The following is a 22,214-nucleotide window of genomic DNA, read 5'->3' as shown; positions in this document are numbered from 1 at the left end:
TGGCACAAGTGGCGTACGGCGTCCTGAAATCAGGACGCCCGTTCGATGCCACGTTGCACACAGAAAATGCTTGCGTGGCATAACAGTATCTACAACGGATACACCGTAGGCCCGATAAGCGTTAGCGCCATCGGGCTTTTTTTATGCTTACTCGTCCAACAAAACCACTTTGCCCACGTAAGGCAGATGGCGATAACGCTGAGCGTAATCAATCCCGTAGCCGACAACAAACTCATCAGGAATGGAGAAGCCGACGAATTCTACCGGCACTTCAACTTCACGGCGGGTTGGCTTATCCAGCAGCGTACAAATCGCCAGAGACTTCGGCTCGCGCAGGCTGAGAATTTCGCGCACTTTGGACAGCGTGTTACCGGAATCGATGATGTCTTCAACGATCAACACGTCTTTGCCGCGAATATCTTCATCGAGATCTTTGAGGATTTTCACATCGCGGGTGGTCGACATACCGCTGCCGTAGCTGGACGCCGTCATAAAATCGACTTCATGAGAGACGTGCACTTCACGGCACAGGTCTGCCATAAACATAAATGAGCCGCGCAGCAGGCCAACCAGCACCATTTCGCTGCCGCTGTCCTGATAATGTGCGGTAATTTCACGACCCAATTCGGCGATACGCGCTTTGATCTCCGCTTCCGGGATCATCACTTCAACAGTATGTTTCATTTCACTAACCATCTGATTTCAGAGATAAATCTCTCAACCCCGCAGCCACTGGTCTACGGCATTGATCGGCAAGCCATGCAGTATACCAGCAAATCGATTTCTTCGGTGAATGAGATAATAAAGCTCATTTTGTGATTCCGATCACACTTGTTAAATCCTATAATTAATTGCTACTAAAAAATTAACAACTTATAGGTGTGCTTTCTATGGCGGAAACAAAACCACAACAGACCGGGCTTCTGGTGAAGCTGACGGCGCTGTTTGCAGCCTTCTGCGGGCTGTATCTGCTGATCGGGGGAGTCTGGCTCGTCTCGCTGGGCGGCTCCTGGTACTACCCTATCGCCGGGCTGGTGATGCTGGCGGTGACCACGATGCTGTGGCGCGGTAAGCGTGCTGCGCTCTGGCTCTACGCGCTGGTGCTGCTGGCGACCATGATTTGGGGTGTCTGGGAAGTCGGCTTCGACTTCTGGGCGCTGACACCGCGCAGTGACATTCTGGTGTTCTTCGGCATCTGGCTGATCCTGCCGTTTGTCTGGCGTCGCCTGATTGTGCCTTCTGCAGGCGCGGTCGCGGCACTGGTGGTGGTTCTGCTGATTACCGGCGGCATCCTCACCTGGGCTGGCTTCCACGACCCTCAGGAAATCAACGGCACGCTGAGCACTGATGTGACGCCTGCCGCACCGATTTCTCAGGTCGCCGATCAGGACTGGCCGGCTTATGGCCGCAACCAGGAAGGTCAACGCTGGTCGCCGCTCAAGCAAATCAACGCCGATAACGTGCACCAGTTGAAAGAAGCCTGGGTATTCCGTACCGGCGACCTGAAACAGCCGAACGATCCGGGTGAAATCACCAATGAAGTGACGCCAATTAAAGTGGGCGACATGCTGTACCTCTGCTCTGCTCACCAGCGCCTGTTCGCGCTTGATGCCGCGACAGGGAAAGAGAAGTGGCATTTTGATCCACAGCTCAACACCAACACTTTCTTCCAGCACGTGACCTGCCGTGGCGTTTCTTACCATGAAGCCAAAGCGGATAGCGCGCCTGCTGACGTGGTGGCGGATTGTCCACGCCGCATCCTGCTGCCAGTGAACGATGGCCGTCTGTTTGCGCTGAATGCCGATACCGGCAAACTGTGTGAAAGCTTCGCCAACAAAGGCGTGCTGAACCTGCAGACTAACCAGCCAGTGACCACGCCAGGCATGTATGAGCCGACGTCACCGCCGATCATTACTGACAAAACCATCGTCATTGCAGGTTCTGTCACCGATAACTTCTCAACCCGTGAAGCCTCTGGCGTGATTCGTGGTTTTGACGTTAACACCGGTAAGCTGCTGTGGGCGTTTGACCCTGGCGCGAAAGATCCCAATGAAATCCCTAATGACGAACACAAGTTCAGCCTGAACTCGCCGAACTCGTGGGCACCTGCCGCGTATGATGCGAAGCTGGATCTGGTGTATCTGCCAATGGGCGTGACCACTCCAGACATCTGGGGCGGGAACCGCACACCAGAGCAGGAACGTTATGCGAGCGCGATTGTGGCGCTGAATGCCACCACCGGGAAACTGGCGTGGAGCTACCAGACCGTTCACCACGATCTGTGGGATATGGACCAACCGTCTCAGCCGACGCTGGCGGATATCACCGTTGACGGTAAAACCGTGCCGGTCATTTACGCTCCGGCGAAAACCGGTAACATCTTTGTGCTCGACCGTCGTAATGGTCAACTGGTCGTCCCTGCCCCAGAAAAACCAGTGCCACAAGGCCCGGCCAAAGGTGACCGTCTGAGCCCAACACAGCCGTTCTCCGATCTGAGCTTCCGTCCGAAGAAAGATCTGAGCGGAGCGGATATGTGGGGCGCGACGATGTTCGACCAGTTGGTCTGTCGCGTGATGTTCCACCAGTTGCGTTATGAAGGCATCTTCACTCCGCCGTCAGAACAAGGCACGCTGGTGTTCCCGGGCAACCTGGGGATGTTTGAGTGGGGCGGTATTTCCGTCGATCCGAACCGTCAGGTTGCTATTGCTAACCCGATTGCCCTGCCGTTCGTTTCACGCTTGATGCCTCGTGGCCCAGGCAACCCAATCGAGCCGCCTAAAGATGCGAAAGGTTCAGGCACAGAAACCGGTATTCAGCCGCAGTACGGCGTACCGTTTGGCGTCACGCTGAACCCATTCCTGTCTCCGTTTGGCCTGCCGTGTAAACAGCCGGGCTGGGGTTATATCTCGGCTCTGGATCTGAAAACCAACCAGATCGCGTGGAAAAAACGCATCGGTACGCCGCAGGACAGCCTGCCGTTCCCAATGCCGTTTAAACTGCCGTTCAATCTGGGGATGCCAATGCTGGGTGGCCCGATTTCCACCGCCGGTAACGTGCTGTTTGTTGCGGCCACTGCGGATAACTATCTGCGTGCCTACAACATGACCAACGGTGACAAACTGTGGGAAGGCCGCCTGCCAGCCGGTGGCCAGGCAACGCCGATGACCTATGAAGTGAATGGTAAGCAGTACGTGGTCATTTCTGCGGGGGGTCATGGTTCGTTTGGTACTAAGATGGGCGACTATATTGTGGCTTACGCTTTGCCATAAATGCTCAGACAGGGGGAGAGGGCATCAGGCCGCACAGTCTGCTTCTCCCCCTCTCCCTAACCCTCTCCCTCAAGGGAGAGGGAACTCTGTTTCTCCCCTCGCCCTGTGGGAGAGGGGTTGGGGGAGAGGGCATCAGGCGGCTCGGAAATTAAACCGTAAACCCAAGCATCATCCCCGTATCTTCATGCTCCAATAGATGGCAATGCGCCATATACATGTGCTCTTTCGACGCTTCGTGGTCAAACTTCACCAACACTTCGCTCACCGCGCCTTCCACTCTTACCGTATCTTTCCAGCCCGCGCGATGCGCTGCTGGCGGCTTGCCATTCTCGGACAGAATTCGGAACTGCGTGCCGTGGATGTGGAACGGGTGCAGCATCATGTCGCCCTCACCTGATATCGTCCAGCGCTCGAACTGACCGCGGCTGGCGGCAAACATCGGGTTCGCCATATCGAAGGCTTTGCCGTTGATACGGTTGGCATTATGGAAATCAAAGCCTTTGCCACCGTGATTCATATGGCCCATGTTGCCGTGCTCCATCTGCATTCCACCATGGCCCATCATCTGCCCATGATCCATCCCGCCCATGGCCTGATCGCCATACTTCTTCATCAGCGCCTGCATGCCCATCATGTCGAGCATCGGGTCCATCGACAGTTGCAATTTGCGTTGCGTGAGTCCTTCAAGTGTTGGCAGTGCAGGCAGCGTGGCGAGGGTATCCGGCAGCGTCGCTGAAGCAGAAATTTGTACTGGCTGAATACGCATCACCGGATGAGGCTTATCAAACGGCGCAACCGCCATGCCCATCTGATTCACCGGCAATGTCACCAAATCGAAAGCTTTCCCGTCGCTGATGTCCACCAGCACTTCGAAACGTTCGCCCATCAGCATTGGCAGTTCATTCAGCTTCACCGGTTCGGCGAGCAGGCCACCGTCACTGGCAATCACATACAGTGGGCGATTATCACTGGCCGCCAGATTCAGCGAGCGAGCATTACAGCCGTTAAGCAAACGCAGGCGCAGCCAGCCTTTTGGCGCGGCGTGTTGGGGATAAATCGCACCGTTGGTCAGCAAGGTATCACCGAACCAGCCGACAGCGGCGGTCATGATATCAAGCTGGTAATCCACTTCACCCGCATCGGTAAAGCGTTTGTCCTGAATAATCACCGGCACATCATCAATGCCCCACTGCTTGGGCAGCAGCAGCTTATGAATTTGCGGATCCTCAATCAGCACCAGCCCGGCAAGCCCCATCGCTACCTGGTGCCCGGTTTTGCCATGCTGATGGGGATGGAACCAGCAGGTTGCGGCTTGCTGGCTCGGAGTAAACGTCACGCTTCTGGAGCCGCCGGGCTTGATAACCCCCTGCGGGCCACCGTCCACCTCACCTGGGATTTCCAGCCCATGCCAGTGAACGGTTGTCTCTTCAGCAAGCTGATTACGGATATCCACCGTCACTGCCTTGCCCTGCTGCAATTGCAAAGCAGGCCCCAGCAGGTTGCCGTTATAGCCCCAGGTTGTGGCGGTTTTCGTGCCGAATTGAGACTTCCCGCTTTGCACCGTGAGCGAAATGCGACTGCGAGCATCGGGGGTGAGCAAAGTGGGGATCGGTAAAGGTGGGCGATCGGCGGCCAAAACGCTACGACTCCATAACGGTAACGCGCTGGCGACCCCGACGGCGGTGGCTAATTTGATAAACTCACGACGTTGCATCTTCACTCCCTTTTTGACAACTGGCGATTAAATGAGCTTAAACCCTGCCCTTACCGGAAGGTCAAGAAGAATCCCTTAATAAAGCCCTGCGAAGGCCTGAGAAGTGTGCTAACGTTGAATTTCGTGGATGCAATGGTAATTAAAATGAAGACGTTTTTCAGAACTGTGGTACTCGGCGCTTTGCTGGCAATTTCCTCTAATAGCTATGCGTTAAGCGAATCCGAGGCCGAAGATATGGCCGATCTGACGGCGGTGTTTGTGTTCCTGAAAAACGACTGTGGTTACCAGAATTTACCGAACCAGCAAATTCGTCGTGCTTTGGTCTTTTTTGCTCAGCAAAATCAGTGGGATCTCAGCAACTACGATACCTTCAACATGAAAGCGCTGGGTGAAGACAGCTATCGTGATCTCAGTGGCATCCGCATCCCGACCTCTAAAAAGTGCAAAGCGCTGGCGCGTGACTCCCTGAGCCTGCTTGCCTACGTCAAATAAGCCCCCACTGAACTCACCTTTGCTGAAATAACGACCGTGCATCCACGGTCATTGTTAGCTATGATGTTGCGCCCATTTTGACGGGGTGTTAACGAAGGAGGGTTCAACCCATGACCGATAACAAAGTGTGGCATGAAACGCTGCACGACCAGTTTGGTCAGTACTTTGCCGTCGAAAACGTGCTGTATCACGAGAAGACGGATCATCAGGATCTCATCATCTTTGAAAACGCGGCGTTCGGGCGCGTGATGGCGCTCGACGGCGTGGTGCAAACCACTGAACGCGACGAGTTTATCTATCACGAGATGATGACCCACGTTCCCCTGCTGGCTCACGGTCACGCGAAACGTGTGCTGATTATCGGTGGCGGCGACGGCGCGATGCTGCGTGAAGTGACGCGCCACAAAAACATTGAATCCATCACCATGGTGGAGATCGATGCCGGTGTCGTTTCGTTCTGTCGCCAATACCTGCCAAACCACAACGCCGGAAGCTATGACGATCCACGCTTCACGCTGGTTATCGACGACGGCGTCAATTTTGTTAACCAGACGACGCAAACGTTTGACGTCATCATCTCCGACTGCACCGACCCAATTGGCCCAGGCGAAAGCCTGTTCACCTCGGCGTTTTACGAAGGCTGTAAACGTTGCCTGAACCCGGGCGGCATTTTCGTCGCGCAAAACGGCGTGTGCTTCCTGCAACAGGATGAAGCGCTCGACAGCCACCGCAAGCTCAGCCATTACTTTGGCGACGTGAGCTTCTATCAGGCAGCCATTCCGACCTATTACGGCGGCATCATGACCTTTGCGTGGGCCACTGACAACGAAGCCCTGCGTCACCTCTCGACCGAAATTATTCAGGCGCGATTCCATCAGGCTGGCCTGAGCTGTCGTTACTACAATCCAGCGATTCACACCGCGGCTTTTGCCTTACCACAATACTTACAGGACGCTTTGTCCGACTGAGGGGGTGAACCAAATTGAAAAAGCTGAAACTGCATGGCTTTAACAACCTGACCAAAAGCCTGAGTTTTTGTATTTACGATATCTGCTATGTGAAAACGGCAGAGGAGCGCGATGGCTACATCGCCTATATCGATGAACTCTATAACGCCAACCGTCTGACGGAGATCCTCTCCGAGACCTGCTCGATTATCGGCGCCAATATTCTGAATATCGCGCGGCAGGACTACGAGCCACAGGGCGCCAGCGTCACCATCCTGGTGAGCGAAGAGCCGGTTGACCCGAAACTTATCGACACGACAGAGCACCCGGGCCCGCTGCCGGAAGCGGTCGTCGCCCATCTTGATAAAAGCCATATCTGCGTTCATACCTATCCGGAAAGCCATCCTGAAGGCGGTCTGTGCACCTTCCGCGCGGATATCGAGGTCTCGACCTGTGGGGTGATTTCACCGCTGAATGCGCTGAATTACCTTATCCACCAGCTGGAATCCGATATCGTCACCATCGATTATCGTGTGCGTGGCTTCACCCGCGACGTGAACGGCATGAAGCACTTCATCGACCATGAAATTAATTCGATTCAGAACTTTATGTCCGAGGATATGAAGGCGCTGTATGACATGGTGGATGTGAACGTCTATCAGGAAAACATCTTTCATACCAAGATGTTACTGAAAGAGTTCGACCTGAAGCACTATATGTTCCACACCAAACCGGAAGACCTGAGCGAAAGCGAGCGCAAGGCGATTACGAATTTGCTGTGGAAAGAGATGCGTGAGATTTACTACGGACGGAATATGCCGGCCGTATGAGCCACGACCAGCAGCGCCCGCGGGCGCTGTTATTCTGGCTGAACTAACTGAAGCGCGATATCTCGCCGGGCTAACTCAGTTTGTACCGATTGTGGAAGATGTGAATCGGTGATCACGTCGGTGAAGTCTTCGAGCGTTGCCACCGTGAACAGCGAATGTGCCCCATATTTGCTGCTGTCGGCTAACAGGACTTTGCGCTGAGCATTAGCGATGATTTCCTGTTTCAACCCTGCTTTGTCTTCTGTCGGCGTTGTCACCCCAGTCTCTGCGCCCCAGGAGTTACAACTCATGAACGCAATATCCGGGAAAACGCTGCGCAGCATTTTACGGCCATATTCACCAATGCAGGACTGACTGCTGTCGTCAATTCGGCCACCGACAATCGTGACCTCAATTTGCCTGAACTCCGACAGGAACAGCGCAATATGCAAATCCACCGTAATCACCCGCAGTGGCAAATGCGTTAAACATTTTGCCAGTTCGAGCATGGTGGTTCCGGCATCCAAAACAACTGCATCACCCGCTTTAACTAACGAGGCAGCAAAACGAGCGATCGCCTTTTTCTCCGCAGGCGATCGCAATTGCTTTTCATTGGTGGTGGGCTGTACAGGTTCAAAGCGGCGTAGCGCAACGCCGCCATGGCTTCTGCTGATCACGCCCTGCTCGTCCAGTTTGATCAAATCACGTCGGATTGTGGCCGGGGAAGCATCAACAGCCTCGACCAACTGTTCTACCGTAACCAGCGTATGGTTTTTCAGATACGCCACAATATTATCCAGACGGTGTTGTCCTTTCATAACAGGGAATTACGCCAGTTGCATTGCCAGTTTGATCGATACGGCCATGCTCTCAGATTTTGCTTTTCCCGTCCAGGCGATATCAAACGCAGTCCCATGATCCGCGGACGTGCGAATGAATGGCAGACCAGCGGTAATGTTTACGCCGTCGTAAAAACCTAACAGCTTCAACGGAATATGCCCCTGGTCGTGATACATCGCGACCACCATATCGTATTGCCCTTCGTAGGCCTGCAGGAAAACAGTATCTGGCGGGCACGGTCCGTAAACGTCGATACCTTTGGCTTTGGTGCTGGCAATGGCGGGGGCCAGGAAGCGGCTCTCTTCATCACCGAACAAACCATTTTCGCCCGCATGCGGGTTCACCCCGGCGACGGCGATTCTCGGTTTGGCATAACCCACACGTTTGAGAAAAGTATCGGCAATGCCGATAACAGTTTCGACGCGAGGGGTGTTCAGCGTATCCAGGAATTTGCGCAAGGCGATATGGGTAGAGACATGAATGACTTTCAACTTGTCAGTAAAAAGCACCATTGCGTAATCGCGGCTTTCGGTCAGCGTCGCCAACAGCTCGGTGTGCCCTGGATAGTTGTGCCCGGCAAGGTGCAGCGCCTCTTTGTTTAGCGGTGCGGTGGCGATGGCCTGAACGTCTCCTTTCAACGCCAGCGCCGTGGCTCGTTTTACGCAACGATAAGCAAGATCCCCGGCCTGAGCTTGCACTTTACCTGGCTCCAGTGCCTGGGGTTCCGCCAGCGGTTCATCAATCACGTGGATAACACCAGGCGTGAAGCGTGCGGCTGCTACCTCGGTAATCGCGCGAAATTCAACGCCCTTAGCCAGACCGTTAGCCTGTAAACGCTTCAGTGTATGCAGGCAGCCGACCACCACCAGCGGCGCGCCATTGAGGTCATCCTCGGTGAGTGCTTTAACGATAATTTCAGGCCCAATCCCCGCAGGGTCGCCCATGGTGATTGCAACAATCTTAGTGCCCACAGTACATCTCCTCAATAAAATAAAGCGCATCACACAGCGTGCTGTCTGAACCAAATCCCCCGGCCTTGGTGATCACCGGCAAATCGTCCAGTTCGCTGTTGATGAATGTCCCGCAAGGAATGCAGGGTGCGACTTCGCTCTGAATTCGATATCCCTCTGCACCCAGCGCGCTGGCAACAGCAGTGGCAATATCGCCCCCTGTCAGAAACAGGCCGCCGACTCGCGCCTGAGCCAGAATTTTCAGCGTGATTTCCCCGATACGTTGGCTTAAGACTTCCCCCAGCTGCTGACGGCTCATGCCGGCCGCCTGGCATAACTCGTCAATCAACTGCCTGTCTTGCGCACTTCGGCTGGTACGTAAAATCGTATGGTGCTGGCGACTTAGCTGTGCGCACGCTTGCTCTGCAACCGCAGCGATTTCGAAGGAAAACGACGAAGAAATCAGGCGGGATGCATCGATATCGACAACGTCCGCCCGCCCTTCGCAAAGCGCACGATCGACCTGTCTGCGCGTGGCTTCGCTCATCGATCCGGCAACCACCAGCACGGGTAGCGCCTGCTGTTCCTGCATAAAGAGACTGACGGGCAAAGCATTGGCGAGGCCCGCCGCTCCCACCATCAGTGGGAACTGCTTTTGCTCGCAAAGTGCCTGAGCGACCAACATCAAATCGCGATCTTCCACGGCATCGACAACGACCATACATTCGCCTTCATCAGCCCAGGCTTTCAGAAGAGCACTGAGCCGCCCACGTCTGAGATCGTCGAGATGGACTTCATGAACCGGTAACTCACTTTGCAGTGCAACCAGTTCAGCAATGCGCGAAGAGGTGATCGGTGTTTTCGGGTCGCTGGCAAACTCGGTGTCCAGAAGCGGTGTTCCGTTGACCAGACAAAGCCCCTTCTGTGTGGTGCGTCCTGCAGAAGGGATGGCCGCAGCAATGACGGCCAAATGACGACCACTGGCTTGCATCGCTGCCATGACTTCTGCCCCCACGTTTCCCCTGAAGGTAGAATCTATTTTCTTGTACACCAGTGGCGGCGTTGCCCTTTCACACCACGACGCAAGAGCTTCTCCAACGGAGTGTGCAGCTTGCTCTGCGGGCAGGGCTCTGCTTTCCGTATTGACGATCAACACATCTGCACGGCGCGAAGGTTTCTGTGCTGCACTGAGCATCACTTCCGTTCTGGCTCCCTTTTTCGCCAGCTGCACACCGGTGTCGTTCGCTCCGGTGAAGTCGTCGGCGATAACGATCATTTTCATGCGTTTTTCTCCTGAGCTACCTGTCGTTCCTGTTTCTTCGCAACCCATGAGGTCAATATCGGTGTCAGAATAGCGGTGGTGATAACCGACGCGGCAATTAACGGTGCAGCCGCTGCAGCAACCGTGGCCAATGATGGGTCGGCCTGGGCGATAGCAAGCGGCGTTGCCACCGCATTCCCTGCCGTACTTGAAGCAGCGGCCCCCGCGATACCGCTTCCGCCCACTAAGCGGTCGGCGCGAATGTTAAAGAAGCCGCCGATAAACGTGGTCAGTACGCCGAGCAGGATGCCCGCCAGCCCCCCCTGCAAAAGCATTTCAAGGTTAATTCCGGCACCAAGAGCGAAAGCGAAGAACGGAATCAATAACGGCCCGCCTTTGGTCAGGAAGTCACGCATATTCGGGTCAAGATTCCCCAACGTCATGCCAACCAACAGAGGGATCAGCACCGCCACCAGCGCCATAATTGGAATGTTAGCCATACCCGCCGCGCCCAGCGCGATCATGGTGAAGAAAGGTCCATCGTTCAGCGATAAAATAGAAATTGCGCCCACATCGCGCTCATTTCCGAACTCGCCAACCAGCGCTGCATAAAGGCCGCCGTTGGAGTTGCTCATCGCGGCAATGATTGCCACACCACTTAAGCCAAAGATCCCTTCAGCACCAAACAGATGCTCTACGCCCAGCCCCAGAGCAATGGCGATGAGGAGTTTGGTGAGAGTGATTGTGCCGCCTTGCAATAAAGCCTGTGGCGCTGCCTTGACGCTGATCCCAGCGCCCATGCACAGAAGGAAAGCACCAATTAAAGGCGCGGCGCCATTTTTAAACAAAGCGGTGGTAAAGCCGCCAATCTCCAGCGCCTGAGGCGCAAACGTATTGATAATTGCCCCAATGACCAATGGCACGACCATCATGCCGCCGGGAACTCGCTCAATTGCTTTTTTGATATTCATGTCGTCCCACCCGTCTTAACCATGATTAAATAAAATCATATTGATTATATTTAATCATAGTTAAGACACAATCGTCCCAGATCACAGCTTTAAAATGATTATATAAAATCAATTAATCATTTTGGTTAAAAAAAAGCCGGGAAAGAATCCCGGCCGTCCGCGTGGCTGACGATCACTTTTTACTGACGAATTCCCGATACGCCGTCACCACCTGGAGAAAATCCTCTACGCCGCACATCGACAGGCTCTCTTCATCGTAATAACTCATGCCCTCTTCCATCTCATCGCCGGAGAATTCCAGCTGGTTGGCGCGCACCATCACCTCTTCTCCGTCCAGCCAGACGGTATATTCGTGCCCGGCTCGCTGCCAGGTGTTCTCAGTACCTTTTACGGCCTGCGCCGCGGCTTCCACTTCGTCGAGCAGTGAGAGGTTCTCTTTCACTTCTTCGTTAAACCAGTGCCCCACCACCTCGTGGCCCATCGACATACGCACTTTCACCAGCCCGGTGATGTCGCGCAGAAATTCGTAATCCATGATGTTTTCCTCTGCAAAGCCATTGGCGTAATTATCGCAGATAGAAGGGAGATAAAAAGCGGGACGGGTGTCAGGCGTGGAAAATAAAAAACCCCACGTCGAAGGAAGTGAGGTTTTGTCTTTTGTAGCCCGGATAAGCGTTAGCGCCATCCGGCAAGGAATTGCCGGGCGGCACTGCGTTTGCCCGGCCTACATTTTTAGCGCTAGCTTTTACACAGCAGTCTGGAAAATCACACCATCCGCTTTCTCAGTGTACTGAGAGAGCTGGTCGAAGTTCAGATAGCGGTATGTGTCTACAGCGGTCTTATCAACCTGCGCCACGAACGTCTGGTACTCATCCGGCGTTGGCAGTTTACCGATCAGCGCCGCAACGGCCGCCAGCTCTGCAGAGGCCAGGAACACATTCGCGCCCGTCCCTAAACGGTTCGGGAAGTTACGGGTCGAGGTGGAAACCACCGTTGAACCGTCCGCCACACGAGCCTGGTTACCCATGCACAGTGAACAGCCCGGGATCTCAATACGTGCCCCGCTCTTGCCGAAGATGCTGTAATAGCCTTCTTCGGTGAGCTGAGCAGCATCCATACGGGTTGGCGGCGCGACCCACAGGCGAGTTGGCAACTGGCCTTTGTGATTATCGAGCAGTTTACCCGCCGCACGGAAGTGGCCGATGTTGGTCATGCAGGAACCGATAAACACTTCGTCGATTTTCTCGCCCTGCACATCAGACAGCAGACGCGCGTCGTCCGGATCGTTTGGCGCACACAGGATTGGCTCTTTGATATCCGCCAGGTCGATGTCGATAACTGCCGCATATTCTGCGTCAGCATCGGCTTCGAGCAACTGCGGTTCAGCCAGCCATTTTTCCATGCCCTGGATACGACGTTCCAGCGTACGACGGTCGCCGTAGCCTTCAGCAATCATCCACTTCAGCAGCACGATATTGGAGTTCAGATACTCTTCAATCGGCGCCTGGTTCAGTTTGATGGTACAACCCGCTGCTGAACGCTCAGCAGACGCATCCGTCAGTTCGAACGCTTGCTCGACTTTCAGATCCGGCAGACCTTCAATCTCCAGAATGCGGCCAGAGAAGATGTTCTTCTTGCCTTTCTTCTCAACGGTCAGCAGGCCCTGTTTGATGGCATACAGAGGGATCGCATGCACGAGGTCACGCAGGGTGATGCCCGGCTGCATTTTACCTTTGAAGCGCACCAGTACAGATTCCGGCATGTCGAGCGGCATAACGCCTGTCGCAGCAGCAAACGCCACCAGACCAGAACCCGCCGGGAAGGAGATACCGATTGGGAAACGGGTATGAGAATCACCGCCCGTACCAACGGTATCTGGCAGCAGCATACGGTTCAGCCAGGAGTGGATAACCCCGTCGCCCGGACGCAGAGAGACACCGCCACGGTTCATGATGAAGTCTGGCAGGGTGTGGTGAGTGGTCACGTCAACCGGCTTAGGATAAGCGGCAGTGTGGCAGAAAGACTGCATCACCAGGTCAGCAGAGAAGCCCAGGCACGCCAGGTCTTTCAGCTCATCACGGGTCATTGGACCGGTGGTGTCCTGTGAACCTACAGAAGTCATCTTCGGCTCGCAGTACGCGCCAGGACGAATACCGGCTACGCCGCAAGCGCGGCCCACCATTTTCTGCGCCAGGGAGTAACCACGGTTGCTTTCGGCAACGTCTTTCGCGTGACGGAATACGTCGCTGTGCGGCAGACCCAGCGCTTCACGCGCTTTGGTGGTCAGGCCACGGCCGATGATCAGCGGAATACGGCCACCGGCGCGCACTTCGTCAATCAGCACGTCAGTTTTCAGCTCGAAGCTTGCCAGCAGTTCGTTGGTTTCGTGGTTACGCACTTCGCCTTTGAACGGGTAAACGTCAATCACGTCGCCCATGTTCAGGTTGTTGACGTCCACTTCGATAGGCAGCGCGCCCGCATCTTCCATGGTGTTGAAGAAGATTGGCGCAATTTTGCCACCGAGGCACAGGCCGCCACCGCGCTTGTTTGGCACGTGTGGAATATCGTCGCCCATGAACCACAGCACGGAGTTGGTTGCGGATTTACGGGAAGAACCGGTACCGACAACGTCACCCACGTAAGCCAGCGGGAAGCCTTTTTTCTGCAGGGCTTCGATCTGTTTGATCGGGCCGACAACACCTGGCTGATCGGGCTCAATACCTTCACGGGCGTTTTTCAGCATCGCCAGCGCGTGCAGTGGGATATCCGGGCGAGACCACGCATCCGGCGCCGGAGACAGGTCATCGGTGTTGGTTTCGCCAGTCACTTTAAAGACGGTGACGGTGATTTTCTCAGCCAGAGCTGGACGGCTCTGGAACCATTCGGCATCGGCCCAGGACTGCATCACCTGTTTCGCGTAGCTGTTGCCCGCTTTGGCTTTTTCTTCCACATCGTAGAAGTTGTCGAACATCAGCAGCGTGTGAGACAGGGCTTTGGCGGCGATGGGGGCCAGCGTAGCGCTGTCCAGCGCGTCAATCAGAGGATGAATATTGTAACCACCCTGCATGGTGCCCAGCAGTTCGATTGCTTTTTCAGGGGTAACCAGAGGTGAAGTGGCTTCGCCTTTGGCGATAGCAGCAAGGAATCCGGCTTTCACATAGGCGGCTTCATCGACGCCTGGCGGAACACGGTTGATTAAAAGGTCTAACAGGAATTCTTCTTCGCCAGCAGGCGGAGCTTTCAGCAGCTCGACGAGTGCGGCCATTTGGGTTGCATCAATGGGTTTTGCAACAATTCCCTCGGCGGCACGTTCAGCTACGTGCTTACGGTATTCTTCTAGCACGACGGTATCTCCTCACTCTCATTGTCATTTGCGGCCGGCGTTCTCTTCACTCGTGAGACAGCAGTTTGTAGGGTAAATGCCCGATACCGCGACGGGCAGCATAGCAGGATTTCCGGGGGGTGTTAATCTGTTTACAAAAAAGCAACATTAAAAGTTTGCTGAATCGTTAAGGTCAGAATAAAGCGGGTTAAAAGGCTTTTTTTAAACATAAAAATCTTATCTGCTTACACACTTCCCGCCGCGATCCCAACTAAAGTCAAAAACGAAAAATAAGTCCGCCTATACTCCCGTCATCGTTGCTATTTTCGGCAATACTCTCTGAATCAGGCCAAATTTTTGCGCCAGGAGAAAATAATGAAGTTGCCCTTTAAGCCCCATATTCTTGCGCTGATTTGCAGCGCCGGGTTGCTCGCCGCTTCGGGAACGCTGTATGTCCAGAGCCGCGCGGCAGATGCACCGCCCCAGCCAGCCCCTGCAGTCGCACAACCGGTAGCCCCTGCGCAACCCGTAACCCCTGTCGCGGCACAGCCAGTAGCCCCCACTTATACCGATGCACAAATTGATCAGTGGGTCGCACCAATTGCGCTCTACCCTGACAATCTGCTGTCGCAGGTGTTGATGGCCTCGACTTATCCGAGCAACGTGCTGCAAGCTGTCCAATGGTCGCAGGATAACCCTTCTATGCAGGGCGATGCCGCCGTGCAGGCCGTGGCGAATCAACCGTGGGACCCAAGCGTAAAATCGCTGGTCGCCTTCCCGGCGCTGCTGTCCCTAATGGGTGAGAACCCACAGTGGGTGCAGGATTTAGGCAATGCGTTTCTGGCGCAACCGCAGGACGTAATGGATGAAGTGCAGAAGCTGCGTAATATCGCCCAGCAAACCGGCACCTTAAAATCCTCACCACAGCAGAAAGTCACCACCACCACAGTGGCGGCACCGCCACCGGCATCTGGCACCACAACCACGACGACGACCACCACAACCCCAGCTCCAACGACGCAAGTCATCAAGATTGAGTCAGCCGACCCGAACGTGGTGTACGTCCCAACCTATAACCCGAACACCGTGTACGGCACCTGGCCGAACACCTCGTATCCGCCAGTGTATTTGCCTCCGACTCCGGGCCAGCAATTCACCAACAGTTTCGTCAACGGCTTTGGTTACAGTCTGGGTGTCGCGACAACCTGGGCGCTGTTCAGCAGCATCGACTGGGGCCATGACGATTATTATCACCACCATGATGATGACTGGGATCACGGCGGCTGGCACGGCGGCGGGAACAACAACATCAACATCAACGTGAATAACTTCAACCACATTACCGGGCAGCACCTGACGGGCAATAACGTGAACTGGCAGCACAACCCAACGTTTCGCAGCAATGTGCCGTACCCGAACAACAATGTGGCGCAGCGCTTCCATCAGACCAATGTGGCAGGTGGCCTGAGCGCGACACAACACGCGCCAGTCAATCGGGACAACCAACGCCAGGCGGCGCTGAACCAGTTCCAGAAGAGCACGCATAATGGTGCGGCAAAATCTGTTGTGGCGGGCAGAGCGGCCACCGGTGGCACCCACGATGCTCAGCGGCAAGCGGCCTCGCGTCAGCTGGATAAAGTCACTCAACGTAACAACTACCGTGGCTATGACGGCACCGCCGCCAAAGAGAAGCTGAAAAACCCAACGGCACAACAGCAGCAGCGTCGTGAAAATGCCAAATCTCATGTGCAGAACCCAACCGCGCAGCAGCAGCAACGTCGCGAGCAGGTAAAAGAACATCACGCTTCCGTGACACCCGCGCAGCATCAGCAGCGCCAACAGCAGGTGCAGAACGTGCGAGCCAATGCTCTGAGCGGCAATGACAGCCGCTCGCCATCCTGGGAGGCCCAGCGCCAACGCGGCACGCAAAGCCGCAACTTGTCCCAGACCCACAGCCGACCACAGATCGAACGTGGTTCTCAACATCGCGAACTGCGTCATCGCTAAGGAGAAGCCATGAAAAAAATAACGATCGCTGGTCTGCTCGCCCTGTTCACCCTGCCCGCTTTTGCGCAGCAGCATTTTGACACGCCAGACAAAGCCGCCACGGCCCTGGTCGACGCCATCTCCACGCACAACGAAACCGCCATGAACGACCTGCTGGGCGATAACTGGCGGCAATATCTGCCACCAGAGGGAGCCGATCCTGAAGCCGTTGCCCGCTTCCTGCGAGACTGGAAAGTCGGTCATAAAATAGAGGAAACCGGGGATGTTGCGCACCTGAACGTCGGCGCAGGGGAGTGGCAACTGCCCATCCCGATGCTGAAAACCGCTGAGGGCTGGCATTTTGATATGGCAAGCGCGGAAGATGAAATTCAGACCCGCGAGATTGGCCGTAATGAGCTGTCAGCCATTCAGGCGATGCACGCCTATGTCGATGCGCAGGAAGACTATTACCAGCGCTTCCAGGTTTACGCCGCCAAACTGCTGAGTAGCGAAGGCAAAAAAGACGGCCTGTACTGGCCAACACAACCCGGCGATGAGCCAAGCCCGTTAGGGCCAGCCTTCAGCCCCACCGTGCCGGGCATGGGCTATCACGGGTATCGCTTCCGCATTCTTCCCGATGCCAAAAAAGAAGGCTTTGCCCTGATTGCCTGGCCGGTGAAATACGGCGAAACAGGGATCATGAGCTTTATGATCGACCAGAATGACACCGTTTATCAGACCGACCTGGGAAGTGAGTCACAGCAAAAAGCCCAGGCTCTGGAAGCCTACAGGACCGATAAAGCCTGGCAGCCCGTGCAGTAGGAGAGTTAAGCGGCCAGGTGGTTTGCGACTGGCCGCTCGATCATTCGGCCCACTAACTTAGCGCTGCTTCCCTACGCTATCGAGCGCTTCCATCACCGGACTTAACAGATAGCTTAAGATGGTTCTCCGCCCCGTTTTTACTTCAGCGGTTACCTGCATCCCAGGTTCGAGCGCCATTTCTCGCCCATCAATAATTAAATGCTTTTGCGACAATTCAATGGTGGCTTTATAGATAAGTCCCTGGTCTTTATCTTCAGTAGCATCAGCGGAAATTTTACGCAATCGGCCAATAACCCATCCATACCGCGTGAAATCAAAGGTATCGATTTTGAGAGTAACATTTTGTCCTGGACGTAAAAATCCCACATCCTGATTACTCACAATGACTTCAGCACTAAGTATTTCATTATCAGGAACAATTTTAAGAAGTTCTTGTGGCGCATCCACTGCGCCTCCCGCATCCCGAAAAACCAGTGCGTCAACGACCCCCTCAACAGGAGCCACTAAGGTATATTGTGCAATTTGCCCGGTTAATTCTTTTAATTGTTTTTCCAGCACGCTGTTTTCTAGCGTTTTATCCGCAAGCTGTTGCTCCACGCTTTCTAGTTTAGTGGTTATTCTGGCCTGATATTCGGATTCAGCCTGATGATAACCTGCCCCTATCTCCACCACTTTTGCTTCAGCGCTTTTCAGAGCAAATTCCGCTTCGGTAAGTTTCTTCTGGATTTCAAGAACACTGTCCCGGCTGGTTAAATTCTTTTTATATAGCGACGATAAGGCACGATGCTGTTCAGCGTAGATAGGGAGTAAACGTAGCGATTGTTCCTTTTGAGAAAGATAGCCGGTTTTTTGTGCATTAAGAACGACCATGCTGTCCCGAAGTACCACCTTTTCCTGTCGATCGTTATTGATCTCAGCAGCCAGCTGTTGAGACACTTGCTTTCCGAATAAGGGGTCTTCACTAAAATAGTCTGCAGGCAACTCTGCTGGTGCTTCAATATCCTGATAATGCTTACGCAACAACTGAAGCCGGGCGATATGAAAACGATTCGTTTTTTGCCGCAATACATTTTCTTCATATCGGGCCTCAAGGGCTTTACTGTTGAGGCGGATTAACACATCCCCTTTGCGGACGTGCTGCCCATCGCTTACCGCAACCTCAATCACCTGGGCCACCACAGAACTGCTAACCGGACGAGAGAGATCGCTCACAACAATTTTACCTCGCGTTACCGCAACGATATCCACACGCCCACAGGCGGCCCACAAAATCGATACAACAAAGAGGATGATAATGCTCCATGTAATCATTCTGCCTGCCGGAGAAGGCGGTGTTTCCTGAACTTCCAAAACTGCAGGTAAAAATTCCCGGTAGTGAGTATCTTTCATACAACGGACTCCTGCAGGTCGTGCAACCTGGAGTAGATACCTTTCAGTTCAAGCAATTGTTTATGGCTGCCTTGCTCGGCTATCTTCCCTTTTTCCATCACTAAAATTCGACTCGCGGTGCGTAAAGCTGACAAACGATGTGCAATAATAAACACTGTACGGCCGCGAGAAATTTCAGCCATATTACGTTGTATGATGTATTCAGATTCATAATCTAATGCACTGGTTGCCTCATCAAATATGATGATCCGCGGATTTGTAATTAATGCTCTTGCAATGCCTATTCTCTGCTTCTGCCCCCCAGAGAGTCGCCCACCATGTTCGCCCACCGGCGTATCATAACCTTGTGGAAACTCGCTAATAAATTCATGCGCCCCCGCGAGATTGGCTGCCTCAATAACCTGCTCAAGAGAGGCTTCCGGCAAGGCAAGCGCGATATTATCGCGTATTGTGCCATTAAACAGTTGTGTTTCCTGAAGGACGACCCCAATCTGTTTTCTGAGCCAGTGAGGATCCGTTTGAGCAATATCTATCCCATCTATATAAATTTGACCGCTCGTAGGAATACATAAGCGTTGTATCAGTCGCGTAAGCGTGCTTTTCCCTGAACCTGAACGTCCTGCAATACCAATGATCTCTTTCGGTCGAATTGTTAATGAGATATTATCCAGTACTGAAGCCCCCCCCACTTGCCACGAAAAAGAAACCTTAGAAAATTTTATAGCCCCTTTTACTTCAGCCAGCGTCGCAGTACATTCTTGATGTTCAACGGGCATATTCAATATATCCCCAAGTCTCTTCACGGACACGGAGACTTGCTGGAAGTCTTGCCATAGCTGAACCAGACGTAAAACTGGCGTTGTCACCTGTCCGGCAAACATATTAAAAGCGATTAATGCCCCCACTGTTAATTGAGCTTCAATAACCAAATGTGCGCCATACCAGAGAATCGATACACTAGTAATTTTACTGACAAACCTCGATATCTGACTGGCTATATTGCCAAGGTTCTGTGTTTTGAAACAACTGGTGACGAATGACGCGACCTGTTCATCCCAACGTCGGTTCATTAAGTTTTCTACAGACATGGCTTTTACCGACTCGATACCGGTCAGGCTCTCCACCAGAAAAGCCTGATTTCTCGCCCCCTGTTTAAACTGCTCGTCCAGACGTTCTCGTAATATCGGAGTAATCGACATCGATAACAATATGTAAGGAACCAGAGAGACAATAACGATGAGTGTTAAGGGAATGCTGTAAAAAGCCATCACGATAAAAAACAGTAAAGTAAAAAACAAATCAAGACATAAGGACATTGCGCTGCCCGTTAAAAACTCTCTGATCGTTTTAAGCTCATGGACTCGTGCGACTATCACTCCGGCTTGTCGTTGCATGAACCACGTCAAGGGTAATGCCAGCAAATGCTTATAAAGCAGCGAACTGAGCGTTACGTCGATGCGCTGAGATGTATGAGCCAATTGGTAGTTCCGTAAGCCATTTAAAATAACATCGAACAGTGAAACCACAACCATACCTAGCGCAAGTACATCTAAGGTCGTCAAACTTTGATGAGTAAGCACTTTATCTACCACCACCTGGAAGAAGAGAGGGGAGATCAATGCCAGGACTTGTATAAAGAAAGATGCCAACAAAACCTCACCAATAAGTTTTTTATAGTGCCAAAATGCATTTGCAAACCAATTCAGATTGAATTCGCTTTTGATCTCCCCCCAAGAAAAACGGCGCGTAAAAAGGAATAAATGATAGTGGTCATTTTCGTCTGGATGAAACACCGTGGGTTTATCATGACTTATTGGCTGGATTAACCACTCATCATCCTTTACAGCCAACAATATTACATAACCTGTTTCTGGAAGTTCAATTATAGCTGGAAGGGGTAATTTTTTTAAGGCAGCCATATTGACCCCCTCTACACAACGGCATTTTAAACCAGTCTCACGTACTGCGCGAACAAACTGAACCTTAATATCGTGATGATTATCCGTAGCATATTTACCTTGCAACGCCATTGTATTTACCGCCATCCCGTAATGACGAGCAATAATTGAAAGGCAAGACCATAAACCTTGTTCTAAAGAAATCAATTTATACATCCCTGTCATTTTGGCCACCGAGCAACCTCAGTGGCCAATATAATTACTGTACAAGCTCGACTGTAGTTGTTCTGGCCGACGCCAAAGAATAGCCAACCGAGTCCATATTTTCATCATTAGCATTATCGGATGTAAACTGGCAAATTTGTTGTTGCATTAAATTGAGTGAAAAAGAACTATCGCTCGTTTCTGCCAGCGGGAGAGGAATATTATCTTCAATATAATTAAAGATATCTTCCGGCACCCAGTCAGTTCCATCTGCAAATGTAATGTGTTCCACTTGATAGTTTGTTGAGATGAAGAAATTACTAATCGTGATACTGTCTGCACCGTCGGCAAAAGATAACACTAAATTATTCGTAGACCTTGAAACAAGCGTTTCTGATGCAAGAATATTCTCGTCAAATAAAATTGCATCAGAATAATCAATCATTGAACCCTGCTCATAAATACTATCTTTTCCATCACCAGCACGATAAATATATCTGTCGCTACCTTCCCCGCCACTCAGACTGTCATTACCCGTACCGCCATCCAGAACGTCGTTACCGCGCCCACCATTCAGCGTGTCATTCCCGTCATAACCCACAAGCGTGTCATCATTATTCCAGCCGCTGAGGCTGTTGTTGCTTTCATTACCGTAAACCGGGAATCCCATCCCCGCCAGGTCGCTGGCCGTCAGCGTGGTGTCGCCGAAGACCATATCGAATTGACGATATGCCTCTGAAGTAAAATAGCCAGGGAGTGTAAGCGTGTCGCTGCCCCCCCATGCGTGAATAAGCAGGTCGTTTCCTGATTTCTCTATCAACGCCTGAGTGAGGTCGGCCCCTTCGAATACGAGGGTATTTACCCAGTTCATGTTGACATCATTCACCCGGTCCTGACCATCGCCGACGCGAAAAATATATCTGTCGCTACCTTCCCCGCCACTCAGACTGTCATTACCCGTACCGCCGTCCAGAATATCATTACCTTTCCTACCATTCAGCGTGTCATTCCCGCCATAACCCACAAGCGTGTCATCGTTATTCCAGCCGCTGAGGCTGTTGTTGCTTTCATTGCCGTAAACCGGGAATCCCATCCCTGCCAGGTCACTGACCGTCAGCGTGGTGTCGCCGAAGACCATATCGAATTGACGATACGACTCTGAAGTAAAATAGTCAGGGAGTGTAAGCGTGTCGCTGCCCCCCCATGCGTGAATAAGCAGGTCATTTCCTGATTTCTCTATCAATGCCTGAGTGAGGTCGGCCCCTTCGAATACGAGGGTATTTACCCAGTTCATGCTGACATCACTCACCCGGTCCTGACCATCGCCGACGCGAAAAATA

General features: G+C 53.0%; 17 protein-coding genes. 6 read left to right on the top strand and 11 right to left on the bottom strand.

The genetic code is table 11. The features are described 5' to 3' along the window. Positions 1–147 precede the first annotated feature (147 nt). Positions 148–684 (bottom strand): hypoxanthine phosphoribosyltransferase, encoded by a 537-nt coding sequence (gene hpt / locus ACI2I2_RS15820; protein ID WP_404658747.1) that lies wholly within the window; start codon positions 682–684, stop codon positions 148–150. Positions 685–890: 206 nt separating this feature from the next. On the opposite strand from hpt, the gene ACI2I2_RS15815 reads away from it, so the two are divergent. Then, positions 891–3,269, top strand: a complete 2,379-nt coding sequence (locus tag ACI2I2_RS15815; RefSeq protein ID WP_404658746.1) for a glucose/quinate/shikimate family membrane-bound PQQ-dependent dehydrogenase — start codon at positions 891–893, stop codon at positions 3,267–3,269. 148 nt (positions 3,270–3,417) lie between these two features. On the opposite strand, the gene cueO is transcribed toward ACI2I2_RS15815, so the two are convergent. Further along, positions 3,418–4,983, bottom strand: coding sequence for a multicopper oxidase CueO (gene cueO, locus ACI2I2_RS15810; RefSeq protein WP_404658745.1), 1,566 nt, complete (start codon positions 4,981–4,983; stop codon positions 3,418–3,420). Positions 4,984–5,127: 144 nt separating this feature from the next. On the opposite strand from cueO, the gene ACI2I2_RS15805 reads away from it, so the two are divergent. The 3 genes from ACI2I2_RS15805 (at position 5,128) to speD (ending at position 7,252) form a co-directional block, all read left to right on the top strand. Beyond that, the gene (locus ACI2I2_RS15805) at positions 5,128–5,475 is read left to right on the top strand and encodes a YacC family pilotin-like protein (protein ID WP_330984820.1); all 348 of its coding nucleotides are present in this window, start codon (positions 5,128–5,130) and stop codon (positions 5,473–5,475) included. Between the two features lie 110 nt (positions 5,476–5,585). Beyond that, positions 5,586–6,443 (top strand): polyamine aminopropyltransferase, encoded by an 858-nt coding sequence (gene speE, locus ACI2I2_RS15800; protein ID WP_404658744.1) that lies wholly within the window; start codon positions 5,586–5,588, stop codon positions 6,441–6,443. Positions 6,444–6,457: 14 nt separating this feature from the next. After that, a complete protein-coding gene (gene speD, locus ACI2I2_RS15795; RefSeq protein ID WP_404658743.1) occupies positions 6,458–7,252 on the top strand; it encodes an adenosylmethionine decarboxylase in 795 nt (264 codons plus the stop codon). Positions 7,253–7,281: 29 nt separating this feature from the next. On the opposite strand, the gene ACI2I2_RS15790 is transcribed toward speD, so the two are convergent. The 6 genes from ACI2I2_RS15790 to acnB form a co-directional block, all read right to left on the bottom strand. Next, positions 7,282–8,049 carry a DeoR/GlpR family DNA-binding transcription regulator gene (locus ACI2I2_RS15790; protein ID WP_404658742.1) on the bottom strand — a complete coding sequence of 256 codons (768 nt, stop codon included), beginning with the start codon at positions 8,047–8,049 and terminating at the stop codon, positions 7,282–7,284. A 9-nt stretch (positions 8,050–8,058) separates the two neighbouring features. Beyond that, the gene (locus ACI2I2_RS15785; protein ID WP_330984818.1) at positions 8,059–9,042 is read right to left on the bottom strand and encodes a D-threonate 4-phosphate dehydrogenase; all 984 of its coding nucleotides are present in this window, start codon (positions 9,040–9,042) and stop codon (positions 8,059–8,061) included. Next, positions 9,032–10,303, bottom strand: a complete 1,272-nt coding sequence (locus ACI2I2_RS15780) for a four-carbon acid sugar kinase family protein (RefSeq protein WP_404658741.1) — start codon at positions 10,301–10,303, stop codon at positions 9,032–9,034. The genes ACI2I2_RS15785 and ACI2I2_RS15780 overlap by 11 nt, the downstream gene beginning before the upstream one ends. Beyond that, positions 10,300–11,253 (bottom strand): 2-keto-3-deoxygluconate permease 1, encoded by a 954-nt coding sequence (locus ACI2I2_RS15775; protein ID WP_404658740.1) that lies wholly within the window; start codon positions 11,251–11,253, stop codon positions 10,300–10,302. Before ACI2I2_RS15775 ends, ACI2I2_RS15780 begins: the two co-directional genes overlap by 4 nt. A gap of 172 nt (positions 11,254–11,425) precedes the next feature. Further along, entirely contained in the window at positions 11,426–11,788 is a 363-nt protein-coding gene (gene yacL, locus ACI2I2_RS15770; RefSeq protein WP_404658739.1) for a protein YacL, read from the bottom strand. Positions 11,789–11,998: 210 nt separating this feature from the next. Then, positions 11,999–14,596: a bifunctional aconitate hydratase 2/2-methylisocitrate dehydratase gene (gene acnB / locus ACI2I2_RS15765; protein WP_404658738.1), complete on the bottom strand. Its 2,598-nt coding sequence runs from the start codon at positions 14,594–14,596 to the stop codon at positions 11,999–12,001. 354 nt (positions 14,597–14,950) lie between these two features. On the opposite strand from acnB, the gene ACI2I2_RS15760 reads away from it, so the two are divergent. Together ACI2I2_RS15760 and ACI2I2_RS15755 are read left to right on the top strand one after the other, a co-directional pair. Next, a complete protein-coding gene (locus tag ACI2I2_RS15760) occupies positions 14,951–16,582 on the top strand; it encodes a DUF3300 domain-containing protein (protein ID WP_404658737.1) in 1,632 nt (543 codons plus the stop codon). Positions 16,583–16,591: 9 nt separating this feature from the next. Then, entirely contained in the window at positions 16,592–17,383 is a 792-nt protein-coding gene (locus tag ACI2I2_RS15755; RefSeq protein ID WP_404658736.1) for a DUF2950 family protein, read from the top strand. A 57-nt stretch (positions 17,384–17,440) separates the two neighbouring features. Here the strand turns inward: ACI2I2_RS15755 and ACI2I2_RS15750 are convergent, their stop codons facing one another. The 3 genes from ACI2I2_RS15750 to ACI2I2_RS15740 form a co-directional block, all read right to left on the bottom strand. Continuing rightward, complete coding sequence (locus ACI2I2_RS15750) at positions 17,441–18,772, bottom strand: HlyD family type I secretion periplasmic adaptor subunit (RefSeq protein WP_404658735.1); 1,332 nt, start codon at positions 18,770–18,772, stop codon at positions 17,441–17,443. Then, positions 18,769–20,895 (bottom strand): type I secretion system permease/ATPase, encoded by a 2,127-nt coding sequence (locus tag ACI2I2_RS15745; RefSeq protein ID WP_404658750.1) that lies wholly within the window; start codon positions 20,893–20,895, stop codon positions 18,769–18,771. The genes ACI2I2_RS15750 and ACI2I2_RS15745 overlap by 4 nt, the downstream gene beginning before the upstream one ends. A gap of 34 nt (positions 20,896–20,929) precedes the next feature. Next, on the bottom strand, positions 20,930–22,214 hold a 1,285-nt coding region (locus tag ACI2I2_RS15740), incomplete at its 5' end, for a calcium-binding protein (protein ID WP_404658734.1).

It is taken from the genome of Scandinavium sp. NPDC088450 (assembly GCF_044900545.1).
Lineage (GTDB): Bacteria > Pseudomonadota > Gammaproteobacteria > Enterobacterales > Enterobacteriaceae > Scandinavium.
Note: the sequence above shows the minus strand (reverse complement) of the source record. Positions and strands in the feature narration are given on the sequence as shown.